We start from the raw sequence: 15,490 nt of genomic DNA, 5'->3' as shown, positions 1-15,490 counted from the left end.
TTTACTTTGCCTTGTCGAAGACTTCCAACAATTGATCGATAGTGCCGTGCAGGCCATTGAGACCGCCACCGACGAGATACCAGTTCTGCGACTTCAGATAGACGATCTGGTCTTTCTTCGCCGCCGTGGTCTGGCGAACGAGATCATTGTCGAGAATCTGCTTGGCGGAATTGCCCTCGCGACCGATGGCGGCGTCGCGGTCGATCACGAACAGCCAGTCAGGATTGGTCTTCAGAATGAATTCCTGGCTGATCGGTTGGCCGTGATTGCCCTTGGTGGTCAGGTCTTTGGCGGCAGGCGTCACGCCATAGGCGTCATGCAGCATGCCAAAGCGCGAACCCGGGCCATAGGCGCTCATCTTGCCGCCGGTGGTGAGGATCAGAAGACCCGTGCCCTTGTCTGCGGCTTTCTGCTTCAGCGTGGCAACATCGGCGTTGAGCTTTTCGATTTCTGCCTTGGCTTCCGCTTGCTTGCCAAAAATCTGGCCAAGCTTTTCAACATTGGCTTCTGTGCCGCCGATGAGGTCCTTCGAGGAGACCGTCAGATCAATGGTGGGCGCGATCTTTGCAAGTTCCGGATATTTGGCTGCCGAACGACCGCCAACAATGATGAGATCCGGCTCGGCGGCATTGATGGCTTCATAATCCGGCTCGAACAGCGTGCCGACTTTCGGATAATCGTCGGACTGGTACTTCTTGAGGAAGTCCGGGGCAGTGACCAGCGTTGGCACGCCGGAAACCTTGACGCCGAGGCGGTCGAGATTGTCGAGCGTCGCCAGATCGAGCACGATTACCTTGGCTGGCGAAGCAGGCACTGCCGTTTCACCCTGCGCATGCTTGATGGTGATGTCTGCGGCGCTGGCGGCGGAGGCCAGAGAAAGCGCCACGACGGCTGCGCCACAGAGGCGGGCGACATGTTGGCCGAAATTCAGCATGGTGCACAATCCTTTCGTCAATCCTGTGCTTTATAGTCCAGTTTTCCGCAGGTCAAAGCCCGACGGACAAAAAACGCTCAATTGTCTGTGTGTTCGGGCTTCCTGCCGAGCAGAATGAAGTTCAGGCTGTCCGCCACTGTCAGCGGGATCATCGAACCATGCCCCTCGTTGGCGAAACGGTGAAAAGCCGTTTCCAGCTGCGGCAGCGGTTCCAGTTCCTTGTACACATCCGTGCCCGATGGCCCGCCGCGCAGCTTGCGCATGCGCTGGATATCCGCAGGCGATTGACCGGGGCGGGAACCGCGCTTGCCGGAGGTTTCCATCAGCAGACGCAAAGGGTGGGGAGCCGATTTGAACGAGGCGATGAAACGATCCTTGTCCGACAGGATCGAATGATTATCCCACCAGATCGAAGGGTCGGCAGCGCTGTAGGTCTGGAAGGAATTCGTGTGATTGAACAGCGCATAGAGCGTGAAAAGCCCGCCCAGGGAATGGCCGAACAGCGCCTGCCTGCTTTTGTCGATGGAGAACCGCTTTTCGATTTCGGGCTTCACCCGTACTTCGATGAAAGCAAAGAACGCATCGCGACCGCCGGTCTTTGGCTGGTTGGCCGGATCGGGCGTCAACTGTTCACTGGTCGCCGACGTCAGATCGAAATAGCGCAGCCGCACGATTTCATCAGCATCGTCGGTCGGATAACCAATACCCACCAGAACGGCCTTGAGGTCATCGTTCTTCGCCATTTCAGCAGCGGCAAGCGGCAGCATGCGATTGCCGTCGACCATATAAATGACGGGATAGCCGCCTTCGGGAGCGGCTTCAGCGGGCGCTGCGGTGAAAATGCGATAGGAAATGCCGTTGGCTTCCATGTCGAAGGAAGCGCGCACCTGTTCTGCTGCCTGAACCGTGGAGGCAAAAATCATGCTGCCGACCATTAGCCACAAGGTCTTCTTTATGTTCTTCAGAGCGCTCATTGAGCATCCATTCAATCGAAAAAATGACGCCAGCCTTTCGTTTGGCTGGCGTCACACTGCGTCAGATCAGAAGCGCGACGTCATGCTGACCCAAAGGCGACGACCATCGACAACCGTGTTGAACTCATCGACATCGATTTGCTTGTCGAAGATGTTGTAGATGGCTGCGTTGAACGTCACGTTCTCGCTGAAGTCATAGGAACCGCCGAGATCGACCGTCGCGTAGGGCTTGTACTTGCGCGCCAGAACGGTCTTTCCGTCCGCTGCATAGACCGGCGTACCTGCTGTTCCGATACGCGCGCCGGCATTGGTTTCCTCGCCATGATAATTGGCGGCGGCCCATGCCTTCAGCCCCTCGACGGGGGTGATCCAGTCGCCGCGCAGGCTCGCCATATGCTTCGGCGTGCGGGCCAGCGGAAGGCCCGCATAGGTGCCGGTCTTTTGTTCGGAATCCGTATAGGTGTAGTTGCCGCGAAGGGTGATCGTGTCGGTTGCTTCCCAGTTGAAGGTCAGCTCCACGCCCTGCATGACAGCTTCATCGATATTGAAGGCATACCAGAGACGGTAGTTCGGATCTTCGCTCCAGCGGACGGGATCGCCGTTGCTGTCGGTGACAAGCGCGTTGGAAATCTTGTCCTTGAAGTCCGTGTAGAAGTAGGTGGCGCCCAGACGAAGGCCGGTCTGGTTGTCCCACAACACGCTGGCTTCGTAGCTGGTGCTCTTTTCCGGTTCCAGATTTGGGTCGCCGATGATGACGCCGCAGGTGCCGGTCGGGCCGTAGGAGCAGCCGCCGCCGCCCGTCGTATAAGCATAACCCGGTGCGATGGTGCGGATATCGGGGGCCTTGAAGCCGGTCGAAATACCGCCCTTGAAGGTGATCTGATCGGTCGCGTGCCATACCGCATAGCCGCGGGGACTCAAATGCGAACCATAGACCTCGTGATCGTCCATGCGCAGACCGCCGGTCAGCGAGAAGTCGGGCGTCAGCCACCATTCGTCTTCGGCGAACAGCGCCCATTGGCGTACGCTGAATTCTTCGTCCAGTCCGGTGCGGCGTCCCGGATTCTGGTCGGTGAGAACCGTGTCCATGAACTGGCCGCCGGTGACGAGCGTGTGATTGCCGTACAGTTCGAACGGCGTGGTGAATTTGCCGTCGAGCACCGAGTTCTTCACATGCGGAGAGCGAAGGTTCTCGACATAGCTCTTCGATGCGTTGTTCCAGTTGAAGTTGGTCCGCTCGGACCATTCCTGCATGAAGGAGAATTCCGACGTGGTCGGGCCCCAGCGGCCGGTATGGCTGATCGACCAATGGTCGCGGTCGTTGTAATTGTAGGAATCGACAGCCGACGCGGTTTTTTCCGTCGTGTTGCCAACGGTGCTGTCGCGGCGCAGGCGCGTCTTGCCCAGTTCAAGCTGGATATCGTGGTCTTTGTTCGGGGTCCAGGTGATGCGACCCGTGATGTCGACATCCTGCTGCTCGGGCGAGCCGCTGACGATCTTGTCTTCCTGACGCTTCAGGCCGCGTCCCCAAAGCTGCACGCCGATAAGGTCCGGCACCAGCGGTCCCGTGATATAATAGGAACCCTGAAGGGAATTGCCGTATTTGGAATGCTGCTGAGCAACGCCGTCCACCGTGAACGAGCCGCTCCACTTGTCCGACACTTTCTTGGTGATGACGTTGATGACACCGCCCATCGCATCCGAGCCATAGAGCGAAGACATTGGACCGCGAATGACTTCGATACGCTCAATGGCGTTAGCAGGCGGAAGGAAGCTCTGTTCGAAACCGGAATTGCCGTTGGTGCGGGCATCGCGGGTGCTCTGGCGCTTGCCGTCCACGAGCAGCAGCGTATAGGAGCCGGGGAGGCCGCGAATAAAAATATCGCGTTCGGCGGCAGGGCCGGTCACGGCCACACCCTGCACGTCTTTCAAGGCGTCGGTCAGGTCGCGATAAGCGCCTTTTTCAAGCTCTTCGCCCGGCACGACGGTGATGCTGGCAGGCGCATCGGTGATGTTCTGCTCAAAGCCCGTCGCCGTCACCACGATCTGGTTCAGCTTGACCGTGCCATCGGATGCAGTGTCAGCAGCCTGTTCGCCTTCCGCAGCCTTTTTCTTCTGGGCTTCGGTTTCTTCAGCGGTGGCGCTGGTCGCACTATTTGCTGCTTGCGCGAAGGCGCCCGTTTCGCTTAACAAAAGGGCGGTTGAAAGACACGTCCCTGCAAGGATCGCTCTGGAAGCAAGCTTTCCTCTGGTAATCTGCCTGCCTTGCGCGCCACTGGCACACAAGCCCCAAAACAAGCTGGTCATTTTCACCACCGTCTAAAGTTGAGTTTTCTACTCTCCTTATGTATGGCTATAAGATGACGTCAATCATCATGTTTTAGAAACTTTCCAAGTTTCAAAAAACGCAACTGACGAGGCAGGCATCGGAAATGGCGGATAAGCGGGCGAAGAGCGCAAAACCGGCGGAAAAGGCCGAAAGCGATGGCGCCAATCCTCGTCTGGGGCAGTTGCGGCTGCTGATTGCGCTTGATGCACTTCTTGTGGAAGGCAGTGTCGGTGGCGCGGCCAAGCAGATGGGCTTGAGCATTCCGGCGATGAGCCGTCTGCTGGGGCAGATCCGCGACCATTTTGACGATCCAATCTTTGTCCGCTCCGGTCGCGCCATGATCGCGACGCCAAAGGCGGAAGCATTGCGCGGTCGCTTGCGGCGTTTGGCGAATGAAGCCGATGCCTTGATGAAGCCCGATGCAGAAAACGCGCATGTGTCAGCCTGCACCGGACATCATGGATGGAACCGCAGCGCTATCGTTACGCCGCCGCCACTGACCATCCGCAAGGTGACGGATCTGGAGAACCACCCGTCGGCGGAATATACCGCCGCGCAGTTCGCCGATATCCAGAGCGAGAACGACCCGACGCGGCGGCTGGCCAAATATATTGCCGTCGTTGGCCGCAAGGTGGGGCACACCCGTCCGCTGGAACTGCATGAGGCGGAAGATGCCTTCACGACCATTTTCGCGGGCGAAGCGGACCCGATGCAGATCAGCGCGCTGTTGCGCCTGATCCATTATCGCGGGCTGACCGCGCCGGAGCTTGCAGGCATGGCGTGCGCATCCGCGCGGTTTTATGCGGCGGGAACGAGTATCAACACGCCTGCGCTGGATTGGCCCGCCTACCTGTCTCCCAATTCTTCGCAGTCGCCATGGTTCATGCTGTCTGCACTGCTCGTCGCGCGCGCCGGTTACCCGGTGCTGATGCATGGCAGTTGCGGTGTCGGCGAACTGTCCGGCAAACTGGAGATTGCGGCGGAAGCGATCAACATGCCGATTGCCACATCGCATGAACTGGCGGAAAGTGCGCTCAGAGCGCATGGCATATGCTTCATGCCGATGGCGGGTTTTGCGCCGCAGGTGCAGGCGCTGCTGGCGCTTTATCCGCTATTCGAGTCCCGTTCGCCGGTGAACAGTCTTGTCCACCTCCTGAACCCGTTGGGGCTGAAATCGTCATTTCTCGGCGTGTCGCAACCCGCTTATCGCGAGTTGCATCGCGATGCTGCCGTGCTGCTCGACATGCAGTCGGTTTCGGTCGTCTCGACCAGCCGCGATGTGGCGGAACTGGTCCCGCACCGCAAACACACCATATATCGCCACGTGCAGGGGCATTCCAGCGCCTTGCAGCTGCCGACGCTTTCGAAAGCCAGCAGCGACAAGCATTCCAGCCTCAGCTCTTTTGAATATTGGCACGGTGTTTGGAGTGGCACCGCCACCGACGAGCGCGCCGAAAGCATAGTCATCGCAACGGCAGCCATGGCCATGATGACGGTATCCGCCGCTGATAATAACAGCTATGATGCGTTCCACCAGAAAGCCGCAGCCATGTGGCGCAACCGTCATTCGGCTAATACACAAGTCGAAAATCGGTAGGGGTTAACCCCAATATCTAGACCGCATCCTCCGTCCTATTATCCCCCTATCAAGCAAATGGGGAGGATTTGCCGGAGGAGCGATACGTGCGAACTGATGGGCCAGGTTCTGGCACCCGTTCTGCCACGACCCACCCATCCAGCGTCCTTTCAAGCTGACTCACCACACCACCGCTTCAAGGCGTGCAGTGCGCGTATCCGCGCCGGTCAAGCCTCCCCATTTGGCGTCTGGTGCGGCGACCTGAGGAAGATCAGAAAGGACCCACTATGTCCAAGAAGAAATGCGCGATCATCGGTTCCGGCAATATTGGCACGGATTTGATGATCAAGGTGATGCGCACATCGAAGAATATCGAGATGGGCGCAATGGTCGGCATCGATCCGAATTCGGATGGTCTGGCACGCGCCGCACGGCTCGGCGTGCCGGTGACCCATGACGGCATCGACGGCCTGATGCGTATGCCCGAATATCGCGATATCGATATCGTGTTCGATGCAACTTCGGCCAAGGCGCATCTCCATAATGACGCGCTCTTGCAGAAGGACGGCAAGAAGGTCATCGACCTGACGCCTGCCGCCATCGGCCCCTTCACCATTCCCGCCATCAATGGCGACGCCAATATCGACGAGCCGAACGTCAACATGGTCACATGCGGCGGTCAGGCGACGATCCCGATGGTCTATGCCGTCAAGCGCGCCACCGACCGCGTGGTCTATGGCGAAATCGTCGCTTCGATCTCGTCGCGTTCGGCTGGTCCCGGCACCCGCGCGAATATCGATGAGTTCACCGAAACCACGTCGAAGGCAATCCGTGAACTGGGCGGCGCTGAACGCGGCAAGGCGCTGATCATTCTCAACCCGGCAGAACCGCCGCTCATCATGCGCGATACGGTGTTTGTTCTGTCGCAGGGTGGCAGCCGCGAAGCCATCGAGGCTTCGATTGCCGAAATGGTCAAGACGGTACAAGCCTATGTGCCGGGCTATCGCCTCAAGCAGAAGGTTCAGTTCGAAGTGATCGGCGACAATGCGCCGGTTCGCGTACCGGGCATCGGGCTCGTATCGGGTCTCAAGACGACCATCCTGCTCGAGGTCGAAGGCGCTGCGCATTATCTGCCCGCCTATGCCGGCAATCTCGACATCATGACATCCGCTGCATTGGTCACCGCTGATCATTGGGCAGCAAAAGCGCTTGCCAAGGAGGCTGCATAATGGCCCGCTCCAATCCCGATAAGCTCTATGTTCAGGATGTCACGCTGCGCGACGGCATGCATTCGATCCGCCATCAATACACGCTGAAGGATGTCGTCGCGATTGCGAAGGCGCTGGATGCCGCCAAGGTGGACGCGATTGAAATCACCCATGGCGACGGCCTTGCCGGTTCGACCTTCAATTACGGCTTTGGCCTGCATGACGATGTCGAATGGATCGGCGCGGTTGCCGAGGCCTGCGATCATGCCCGTGTCACCGTGCTGCTCATTCCGGGCATCGGCACGGTGCATGACCTGAAGGAAGCGTATAACGCCGGCGCGCGTTCGGTTCGCGTTGCGACCCATTGCACCGAGGCCGATGTATCAAGCCAGCATATCGAGGCTGCGCGTGAACTGGGCATGGACACGATCGGCTTTCTGATGATGTCGCATATGGCCGAACCGGAAAAGCTGGTCGAACAGGCGAAGCTGATGGAAAGCTATGGCGCGGAATGCGTCTATGTTACCGATTCGGCAGGCGCGCTATTGCCTGAGCAATATACGCTTCGCGTCAAGGCGCTGCGTGATGCGCTGCAACCTGAAACCGAAATCGGCGTTCACACCCACCACAATCTGACGCTTGGCGTTGCCAATGCCGTTGCCGGTATCGAAGCAGGCGCTGTTCGCGTCGATGCGTCGCTCGCAGGCATGGGGGCAGGGGCCGGTAATGCGCCGCTTGAAGGTCTGATAGCGGTTCTCAACCGCAAGGGCATCGATACGGGCTGTGACCTCTATGGCCTGATGGATGCCGCCGACGATCTGGTGCGTCCGTTGCAGGACCGTCCGGTGCGGGTGGATCGTGAAAGCCTCTCGCTTGGCTATGCGGGCGTCTATTCGAGCTTCCTGCGTCATGCGGAAAACGCCTCGAAACTCTATGGCGTCGATACGCGCGAAATCCTCATCGAACTTGGCAAGCGCCGCATGGTCGGCGGCCAGGAAGACATGATCATCGATGTCGCGCTCGACATTCTCAAAAACAAGGCCGCATAAGCGGCCCACTCAGGAGGAAATGCTATGACCGTCTTGGAGGGCGCGGCTTCTGCACGCGTAGAAAAAGACACTTTGATTACCGATGGCGATCGCCGTCGCGCGCTGATTGGCAGCGCGGTAGGCAGCACCATCGAATGGTATGATTACTTCCTTTATGGCACCATGTCGGCCATCGTGTTCGGAAAGCTGTTCTTTCCGTCCGATGATCCGGTGACCAGCCAGCTTCTGGCGCTTGCCTCTTTCGCGCTGGCTTTCCTAATCCGCCCCATCGGCGGCATCGTGTTCAGCCATATCGGCGATCGTATCGGACGCAAGAAAACGCTCGTCATCACTCTGTCCATCATGGGCATTTCAACGGTGTTGATCGGCCTGATGCCGACCTATGCCACCATCGGCGTCTGGGCACCGATCATCCTGACGCTGCTGCGTCTGTTGCAGGGACTCGCGCTCGGCGGCGAATGGGGCGGCGGCGTGCTTCTGGCGGTGGAATATTCCCCGCGTAACAGGCGCGGCTTCTATGGCGCTGTGCCGCAGACGGGCGCATTGTTCGGTCTGGCGCTCGGCAATCTGGTGACGTCCGGCCTTGCGCTCGGCTTTTCGGAAGAAGCGTTCCTGTCCTATGGCTGGCGCATTCCGTTCGTGCTGTCCATCGTGCTGGTCGCCATCGGTATGTGGATCCGCAACACGGTTGATGAAACCCCGTCCTTCAAGCGCGTGGCTGCGGCCAACACCGCCAAGAAAGTGCCGTTGGTCGAAACACTGACCAAGCATTGGCGCGCGGTTCTGATCGTCATCGGCGCGAAGTTCATCGAAACCTCGACCTTCTTCCTGTTCGCAACCTTCACCGTGTCCTATCTCGTGGGACTGGGTTTCGAGCGCGTCCATGCTCTCAACTCGGTGCTGATCGCCGCATTGATCGCTGTTCCGGTCATGCTCTACTTTGGCAGCCTGTCCGACCGCATCGGTCGCAAGAAGGTCTTCCTGCTCGGCACTGTCGCCATGGTCATCTATACGGTGCCTTATTTCTGGCTGCTCAATCAGGGTTCGTGGGTCGTGGCGACGCTTGCCGTCGTGATCGGTTTTGCCATCATCTGGTCGACCTATGGTTCGGTTCTCGGCACGTTCTTCGCCGAAAGCTTCCCGGCAGATGTCCGCTATACCGGCGTGTCGCTCGGCTATCAGGTGGGTGCAGCTATTGTCGGTGGTCCGCTGCCGCTGATCGCAACGGCTCTGCTTGCCAAATATAATGGCAGCTATCTGCCGATTGCTGTGTTCATCGCGGCTTGCGGCGTTATTTCGCTGGTCGCGGTCGCCTGCACGACCGACAGAAGTGGCCAGCAGCTCGACGACTGATCCTGTTCTGCAAAACAAAGGGAGCCGGCTTATGCCGGCTTCTTTTTTGCGCCTTCGCTGAAGGACAGTTTCTGGCGCACCAGCTCCGCCACATTCGTCACCTGCATCTTTTCCATCACGCGGCTGCGATGCACTTCAACCGTCTTGATGCTGATATCCATCAGATCGGCGATCTGCTTGTTGAGCTTTCCCGCCACGATATATTCCAGCACTTCTTTTTCGCGTTGCGTCAGGCTTTCATAGCGGCGGGCAAAATCATCCGCCTGCTGGCGCAACCTTGCGTTCTCCCGCGCCTTGGCGAGACAGAATTCGATCCGCTCCAGTACATACTTGTCGTCGAGAGGCTTTTCGATGAAATCCACCACACCGTCGCGGAAGGCCGTGACGGCCATCGGCACGTCACCATGACCGGTGACGATGATTGTCGGCAGATCGACGCCAAGCGTTCGCAGGCGCCGGTGCAGTTCAAGACCGGTTATGCCCGACATGCGCACATCGGCTATCACACAGCCGGACATGTCCGGGGATGCGGCATCCAGAAAAGCTTCCGCCGAATCGAAAGCGCGGACGGTGTACTGGCTCGATTCCAGCAGCCAGACGAGCGAATCCCGAAAAGCCTCGTCGTCATCGATGACATAGACCGCTTCGCTCATACGGCTTTTTCCCCAAGCGTGCCGCTGACAGGCAGCGTGAAATGAAAAGCTGTCCCGCCGTCCGGATTTGGCTCCGCCCAAAGCCTGCCCCGGTGGAACTCCATGATCGAGCGACAGATATTGAGCCCCACGCCCATGCCTTCGGCCTTGGTCGTGTAGAACGGGTCGAATATCTTGGCCATCTCGTCTTCAGCAATGCCTCCTCCGAAATCCAGCACAGCTGTTTCCACCTCCTGCCCGTCAGGACTGATTCTGGCCGAAACGACGATATCGCGCCGTGGCGCTGGCACGGCTGACGTGGCCTCGGTGGCGTTTCGCAACAGATTGAACACAACCTGTTCGATCATAACGCGGTCGGCCAGTACGGTCGGCAGGTCTTTCGCTATATCGACCTTGATCTTGAAACCGCGCCTGCGCGATTCAATCTCGGCGATGGATGCGGTCTCCTCGACAATCTCCCGCAATATTTGCGGCTGCGGGGTCGGCTCGCTGCGGCGCAGAAAATCGCGGATGCGCGACACGATGCCAGATGCGCGGCTTGCCTGCCGTGACGCTTTCTTCATGGCGTCGAGCAACGCTGCGCGGTCGTCGGTGCCTGCTTCCAGCCGCCGCACCGATCCCATGCAATAATTGCTGACCGCAGCCAGCGGCTGGTTCAGCTCATGGGCAAGGCTGACAGCCATTTCGCCCATCGAAATCAGCCTCGCCGTCTGTTCGAGCCGCAGGGCGCTGTCGCGCTCGAAGGCAAGGGCCGCTTCGCGTTCGGCCTGCGCTTTCGCTTCCTGCTCGCGCATCTTCGCCTGCAAAACCTCGAATTCCTGGCCGGTTTTCTTGAAAATCTCCACGGCGCGCGCAATATCGCCAATCTCGTCGCGGCGATCCTGATCCTTGACGGTCAGATCGTATTTGCGGCGGGTCAGTTGCCCGATTACCGCTGTCAGTCGCCCGAGCGGTCGCGTGATGCTGCGCGACAGGAGAATCAGAAGCGCCGTGGTGACAACGGCGATGGTGGCGAGAATCCCGCCTGCGCGCAGCAGCACGGCCTTGGTTTCACTGTCCACATCTTCCAGATAAATGCCCGTCGCGATAAACCACCGCCACGGCTCGAACGGCATGACATAGGCCATTTTCTCGCCGCTCACATTCGTGTTGGGCTTGGTGAATTCATAACGCACCACGCCGCCGCCGGACTTGGCGGTGTCGATCTGCATCTGCACGTAATGGCGGCCTTCGGAATCGACCAAGGCGGAAGCGTCGGTGCCTTCAAGATCGGGCCGGATCGGCAAAAGCACGGAATTGCCGTCGAAATCGTCGATGAAGAAATATTCGTCATTGGCATAACGCAGCTTGCGCAGCGTTTCGACGGCATTTTCCTTGGCGGCAGCTTCGCTGATCTCGCCGCTTTGGAAACGATCATATTCTTCCTGAATGATCTTGCGGCCGATTTCGGTCAGGTTGCGAACCATGGTGACACGGTCATCGATCATCTGTTCGCGCAGCGCATGCACCGTCACCGCCGCCATGACCAGCAGGCCGATCAGGCTGACAAGGCTCGACAGAAGAAGTTTGGAACCGATACCCAGTTTGATTCTCATCACGCCCATTCGCAGCAGCCGACGGGGCAATCTGCCCGCAATTCCCGTTTCCACGCACTGTTGCAGCAGCGTGGCGCTGTTGGCAACCGGCAGTGCACGCGGATTTTTCCGATGCCGGGGTCTATCAACTTTGTGTCATTTGCCCTAGATCATCCAGGAATACGATACAGATTATCAGCCGTTGTCGTCGGAATAGTGCGACAACCAAATATGCCGGGTTCCAGCCTGTTTGCAGTGCATGCCTCCCAATGCCACGCGACAGGCCAGCTGGTTGCATTTCTGAAGGGCCTAAAATGGAAAAAGCAGATATCGGAATGGTCGGTCTTGGCGTGATGGGTTCCAACCTGGCGCTGAACATAGCCGAGAAAGGCTACACGGTGGCTGTCTATGATCGTGACGAGCCGGTGCTGAAAGCTTTCCTCGATAAAGCCGGTCCGCTACGCGACAAGATCATCCCCTGCGCCACTTTCGAAGAATTGGCGGAAAACACGCGCAAGCCGCGTCCGTTCATCTTCCTCATCAAGGCGGGCGCGCCTGTCGATGCCGAAACGACTCGGCTGAAAGCTCTTCTCGAGAAGGGCGATATCATGATCGATGCGGGCAATTCCGATTATCGCGATACGGTCCGCCGCCTCAAGGCTCTTGGCCCGAATGATCCGACCTTTGTTGGCATGGGCGTTTCCGGCGGCGCGGAAGGCGCACGCCATGGCCCGTCGATGATGGTGGGTGGAACGCCGGAAGCTTATGAGCGCATCGCGCCGATCCTTCTCGCCGCCGCCGCGAAATATAAGGGCGAACCATGCTGCGCGCTGGTCGGTCCTGACGGTGCGGGCCATTTCGTCAAGACGATCCACAACGGCATTGAATATGCCGACATGCAGATGATCGCCGAAATCTACGGCATCCTGCGCGACGGTCTCCGCCTTTCGGCTCCGGCCATTGGCGATGTGTTCGAAAAATGGAATTCAGGTCCGCTCGATTCCTATCTGATCGAGATCACCGCCAAGGTTTTGAAAACCACCGATCCGGAAAGCGGCAAGGCGATGGTCGATATGATCCTCGACGAAGCCGGACAGAAGGGCACCGGACGCTGGGCCGCCATTGAAGCGCAAATGATGGGCGTTCCGGCAACGGCGATTGAAGCTGCGGTCGCCGCGCGTTCGCTTTCGTCTTTGAAAAGCGAGCGTGAGGAAGCCGCGAACATCTACAAGCCTGCGCCGCGCACGCTCGACGTCGCGGATCACACCAAGTTCCTTGCCGATCTGGAGCAGGCATTGCTTGCTGGCAAGATCGCTGCCTATGCACAGGGCTTTGCCGTGATGGAAGCCGCGTCGAAGGAGCATGGCTGGAACATTCCGCTGGCCACCACAGCTCGTATCTGGCGCGCCGGTTGCATCATCCGTTCGGAACTGCTGGACGATATCGCCCAGGCATTCGAGGGCAATGAAAGCCGCAACCTTCTGCTGGCTCCGGCTTTCGTGGAGCGCATGCAGAAGGCGTCGAAGGGCCTGCGGAACATCGTTTCCAAGGCTGCGATTGCTGGTTTGCCGGTTCCCGCACTTGCATCAGCGCTCAACTATTTCGACAGCTATACGCAGTCGCTTGGTACGGCGAATCTCATTCAGGGCCAGCGCGATTTCTTCGGTTCGCATGGCTTCAAGCGCATCGACAAGGATGGCGATTTCCACGGCCCTTGGGGCGAATAATCGCTTCCAACACCTACTGCTTAAAAAAGTCGCTTTGGCGGCTTTTTTCATGTCGCATCCAGATATGGCTTTAAAGGCATATCGTCATGGGTAGGAACGGTTTGGCGTTCGATCATGTGATGGATGCGGGGAGGGCTGTCGCCACGATGCAACTCATCAAGATGTTTTGCAATCTCGGCATCGGCATGGGTCAGCCGCTGGCTGTGGCGGATATATTCGATCCAGGTCGGCACATGATAGCTTTCCGTCCAGACGCTCGGGTTTTCGAGATCACGCAATAACACCCATTGCTTAGCTCCGTCGCGAATTCTGGTGCGCCGCCGCAGCGCCATTGTGGCGAGAAATTCCGGCACGTCTTTCTGGTCGATGGAATAATCGACCATCACCATGATAGGGCCGCTGCGGGCGCGCAGGTCGAGCTGCAGTTGCGGCTCGCTGAAGGCGTTCGTCGGATCAAGGTTCAGCGATTCGAAATTGGGCTGGCGCAAGATGAAGCCGAGCAGCCCGCCGACAATCAGCACGGCGCTCGCGATGAACAGCGCACCCGATACGCTGTGCAGGTCGGCCAGTTGCCCCCAGACCCAGCTACCCAAGGCCATGCCGCCGAAGGTTGCCGTCTGGTATAATGACAACGCACGACCGACGACCCAGCGCGGGGTCGAAAGCTGCACAGTCACATTGAACAGTGAGAAAGCCTGCACCCAAGCCATGCCAGCTGGCATCAACAGAAGGCAGCTCAACCACACCCGGTTGCTCATGGCGAGGAAGAAACAGCTGACAGCGAGCGCGAAGAATGCGCCGCGGATCACCCATTCATTGCTGAGAATATCGCGCACCCGCCCGATCAGTAGCGCGCCGCAGATCGCGCCGAAACCGAAAAAGCCCAGCATAATGCCATAGGTAATGGCGGTGCCCTGCACCTGATCGCGCGCAACGAGTGGCAGGAGCGCCAGAATCACCACGGCGCTGAAGCCGAAAGCGAATGAACGCACCATGACCTTCAAAAGATTGGGCGACATGGTCACATAACGAAAGCCCGCTGACATGGCGCTGCCGAAGGATTCGCGCGGCAGCGGGTTGCGCGGTGTCACTTTCTTCCAGCGGAAAAGCGCGAAGATCAGGGCGAAATAGCAAAACACGTTAAAGAGAAAGGCAAAGGCCGCACCCGCCGTCGCGACAATGATGCCGCCAATGGCCGGGCCGATACTGCGCATGAGATTATAGCTCATGCTGTTGAGCGCCACTGCGCCCGGCAGATGTTCACGGGGAACAATGTCGCCCATCGAAGCTTGCCAGGAAGGATTATAGAGCGCGCCGCCGCATCCGATCAGAAAGGTGAGGCTGAGCAACAGCCATGGTGTCAGTGCATTACTATAAGAGAGTAGCGCCAGCATCGCCGAAAAGCATAGCATCATCATCTGCGCGATAAGCATGATGCGTCGGCGGTCGTAATTGTCAGCCAACGCCCCGGCGGCGAGCGAGAAAATCATCACCGGCAGCGTCATCGATGCCTGGACCAGTGCCACCATCCCATGAGATGTGGTCAGACTGGTCATCAACCAACCGGCGGCGACGCCTTCGATAAGTCCCCCCAGATTCGATACCAGCGTGGCAGACCACAGCGAGCGGAACGTCCGGGACTGAAAGGATTCGAGCGGAGAGGCGCTTTTGGGCATGGCGTTTTCTGCATCTACGGGCTTGTCTTCGATCCCCTGGAAAAGAGCACGAAGAAAGCGCATCGGCGGGATACAAACCACGGTATAATGAATTGCCCGCTACGGAAACACGCGAGTACCGTTCCGGCCATCACTGAACAAAACAAGATGAAATATCCCGTCGTTCTGGCTCTGGCCCGGTGAAGTGGGCTGTCGCTGGCGTATTCGAGACGCTCTTCCTTACTATGGCACCATGAACGACGCTGTCCGCGCTTTACAGAATCGGGTGTCCATGCAGCTTAATAAGGAGTAAATTTCGTTCCTTATCCCTGTGGAAAAGAAAATCGCATTTTTATCGAAAGCTGTGTTGACAGTTTGTGAGTGCGGGGCCTATATAGCGCCACAACGAGGGCGGCGACGCTGCTAGCGGCAGGTTGCTTCGTCCTTGAGTTCTGGTG

At 58.4% G+C, this 15,490-nt stretch carries 11 protein-coding genes; 5 read left to right on the top strand and 6 right to left on the bottom strand.

The window, feature by feature from the left end:
- Nucleotide 1: 1 nt before the first annotated feature.
- The 3 genes from HWD97_RS16575 to HWD97_RS16565 all read right to left on the bottom strand — a co-directional run bounded on the left by HWD97_RS16575 (nucleotide 2) and on the right by HWD97_RS16565 (nucleotide 4,215).
- Nucleotides 2-934: a siderophore ABC transporter substrate-binding protein gene (locus HWD97_RS16575; RefSeq protein WP_121539463.1), complete on the bottom strand. Its 933-nt coding sequence runs from the start codon at nucleotides 932-934 to the stop codon at nucleotides 2-4.
- A 77-nt stretch (nucleotides 935-1,011) separates the two neighbouring features.
- Nucleotides 1,012-1,908 (bottom strand): alpha/beta hydrolase, encoded by an 897-nt coding sequence (locus HWD97_RS16570; protein WP_121539458.1) that lies wholly within the window; start codon nucleotides 1,906-1,908, stop codon nucleotides 1,012-1,014.
- Nucleotides 1,909-1,974: 66 nt separating this feature from the next.
- Nucleotides 1,975-4,215: a TonB-dependent receptor domain-containing protein gene (locus tag HWD97_RS16565; protein ID WP_109366983.1), complete on the bottom strand. Its 2,241-nt coding sequence runs from the start codon at nucleotides 4,213-4,215 to the stop codon at nucleotides 1,975-1,977.
- A gap of 125 nt (nucleotides 4,216-4,340) precedes the next feature.
- Here HWD97_RS16565 and HWD97_RS16560 point away from each other — a divergent pair, with 125 nt between their 5' ends.
- The 4 genes from HWD97_RS16560 to HWD97_RS16545 all read left to right on the top strand — a co-directional run bounded on the left by HWD97_RS16560 (nucleotide 4,341) and on the right by HWD97_RS16545 (nucleotide 9,423).
- Nucleotides 4,341-5,834 (top strand): glycosyl transferase family protein, encoded by a 1,494-nt coding sequence (locus HWD97_RS16560; RefSeq protein WP_121539459.1) that lies wholly within the window; start codon nucleotides 4,341-4,343, stop codon nucleotides 5,832-5,834.
- Nucleotides 5,835-6,100: 266 nt separating this feature from the next.
- Nucleotides 6,101-7,042, top strand: a complete 942-nt coding sequence (locus tag HWD97_RS16555) for an acetaldehyde dehydrogenase (acetylating) (RefSeq protein ID WP_109366985.1) — start codon at nucleotides 6,101-6,103, stop codon at nucleotides 7,040-7,042.
- Nucleotides 7,042-8,070, top strand: coding sequence for a 4-hydroxy-2-oxovalerate aldolase (gene dmpG / locus HWD97_RS16550; protein WP_371835267.1), 1,029 nt, complete (start codon nucleotides 7,042-7,044; stop codon nucleotides 8,068-8,070). Before HWD97_RS16555 ends, dmpG begins: the two co-directional genes overlap by 1 nt.
- 24 nt (nucleotides 8,071-8,094) lie before the next feature.
- Nucleotides 8,095-9,423, top strand: coding sequence for an MFS transporter (locus HWD97_RS16545; protein ID WP_109366987.1), 1,329 nt, complete (start codon nucleotides 8,095-8,097; stop codon nucleotides 9,421-9,423).
- Between the two features lie 29 nt (nucleotides 9,424-9,452).
- Here the strand turns inward: HWD97_RS16545 and HWD97_RS16540 are convergent, their stop codons facing one another.
- Entirely contained in the window at nucleotides 9,453-10,076 is a 624-nt protein-coding gene (locus tag HWD97_RS16540; protein ID WP_109366988.1) for a response regulator transcription factor, read from the bottom strand.
- A complete protein-coding gene (locus tag HWD97_RS16535) occupies nucleotides 10,073-11,671 on the bottom strand; it encodes a cache domain-containing protein (RefSeq protein ID WP_167836164.1) in 1,599 nt (532 codons plus the stop codon). Before HWD97_RS16535 ends, HWD97_RS16540 begins: the two co-directional genes overlap by 4 nt.
- Nucleotides 11,672-11,964: 293 nt before the next feature.
- Here HWD97_RS16535 and gndA point away from each other — a divergent pair, with 293 nt between their 5' ends.
- Complete coding sequence (gene gndA / locus HWD97_RS16530) at nucleotides 11,965-13,377, top strand: NADP-dependent phosphogluconate dehydrogenase (RefSeq protein ID WP_109366990.1); 1,413 nt, start codon at nucleotides 11,965-11,967, stop codon at nucleotides 13,375-13,377.
- Between the two features lie 47 nt (nucleotides 13,378-13,424).
- Here gndA and HWD97_RS16525 read toward each other — a convergent pair whose 3' ends face one another.
- Nucleotides 13,425-15,053, bottom strand: coding sequence for an MFS transporter (locus HWD97_RS16525; protein ID WP_121539464.1), 1,629 nt, complete (start codon nucleotides 15,051-15,053; stop codon nucleotides 13,425-13,427).
- Between the last annotated feature and the right edge of the window lie 437 nt (nucleotides 15,054-15,490).

Source organism: Ochrobactrum sp. C6C9, from assembly GCF_022627935.1.
In the GTDB taxonomy this organism is placed as follows: domain Bacteria; phylum Pseudomonadota; class Alphaproteobacteria; order Rhizobiales; family Rhizobiaceae; genus Brucella; species Brucella teleogrylli.
Note: the sequence above shows the minus strand (reverse complement) of the source record. Positions and strands in the feature narration are given on the sequence as shown.

Bases quoted from the DNA above. Each gene is read 5' to 3' on its own strand.
- HWD97_RS16575 (WP_121539463.1), bottom strand. From the start codon at position 934: ATGCTGAATTTCGGCCAACATGTCGCCCGCCTCTGTGGCGCAGCCGTC.
- HWD97_RS16570 (WP_121539458.1), bottom strand. From the start codon at position 1,908: ATGAGCGCTCTGAAGAACATAAAGAAGACCTTGTGGCTAATGGTCGGC.
- HWD97_RS16565 (WP_109366983.1), bottom strand. From the start codon at position 4,215: ATGACCAGCTTGTTTTGGGGCTTGTGTGCCAGTGGCGCGCAAGGCAGG.
- HWD97_RS16560 (WP_121539459.1), top strand. From the start codon at position 4,341: ATGGCGGATAAGCGGGCGAAGAGCGCAAAACCGGCGGAAAAGGCCGAA.
- HWD97_RS16555 (WP_109366985.1), top strand. From the start codon at position 6,101: ATGTCCAAGAAGAAATGCGCGATCATCGGTTCCGGCAATATTGGCACG.
- dmpG (WP_371835267.1), top strand. From the start codon at position 7,042: ATGGCCCGCTCCAATCCCGATAAGCTCTATGTTCAGGATGTCACGCTG.
- HWD97_RS16545 (WP_109366987.1), top strand. From the start codon at position 8,095: ATGACCGTCTTGGAGGGCGCGGCTTCTGCACGCGTAGAAAAAGACACT.
- HWD97_RS16540 (WP_109366988.1), bottom strand. From the start codon at position 10,076: ATGAGCGAAGCGGTCTATGTCATCGATGACGACGAGGCTTTTCGGGAT.
- HWD97_RS16535 (WP_167836164.1), bottom strand. From the start codon at position 11,671: ATGAGAATCAAACTGGGTATCGGTTCCAAACTTCTTCTGTCGAGCCTT.
- gndA (WP_109366990.1), top strand. From the start codon at position 11,965: ATGGAAAAAGCAGATATCGGAATGGTCGGTCTTGGCGTGATGGGTTCC.
- HWD97_RS16525 (WP_121539464.1), bottom strand. From the start codon at position 15,053: ATGCCCAAAAGCGCCTCTCCGCTCGAATCCTTTCAGTCCCGGACGTTC.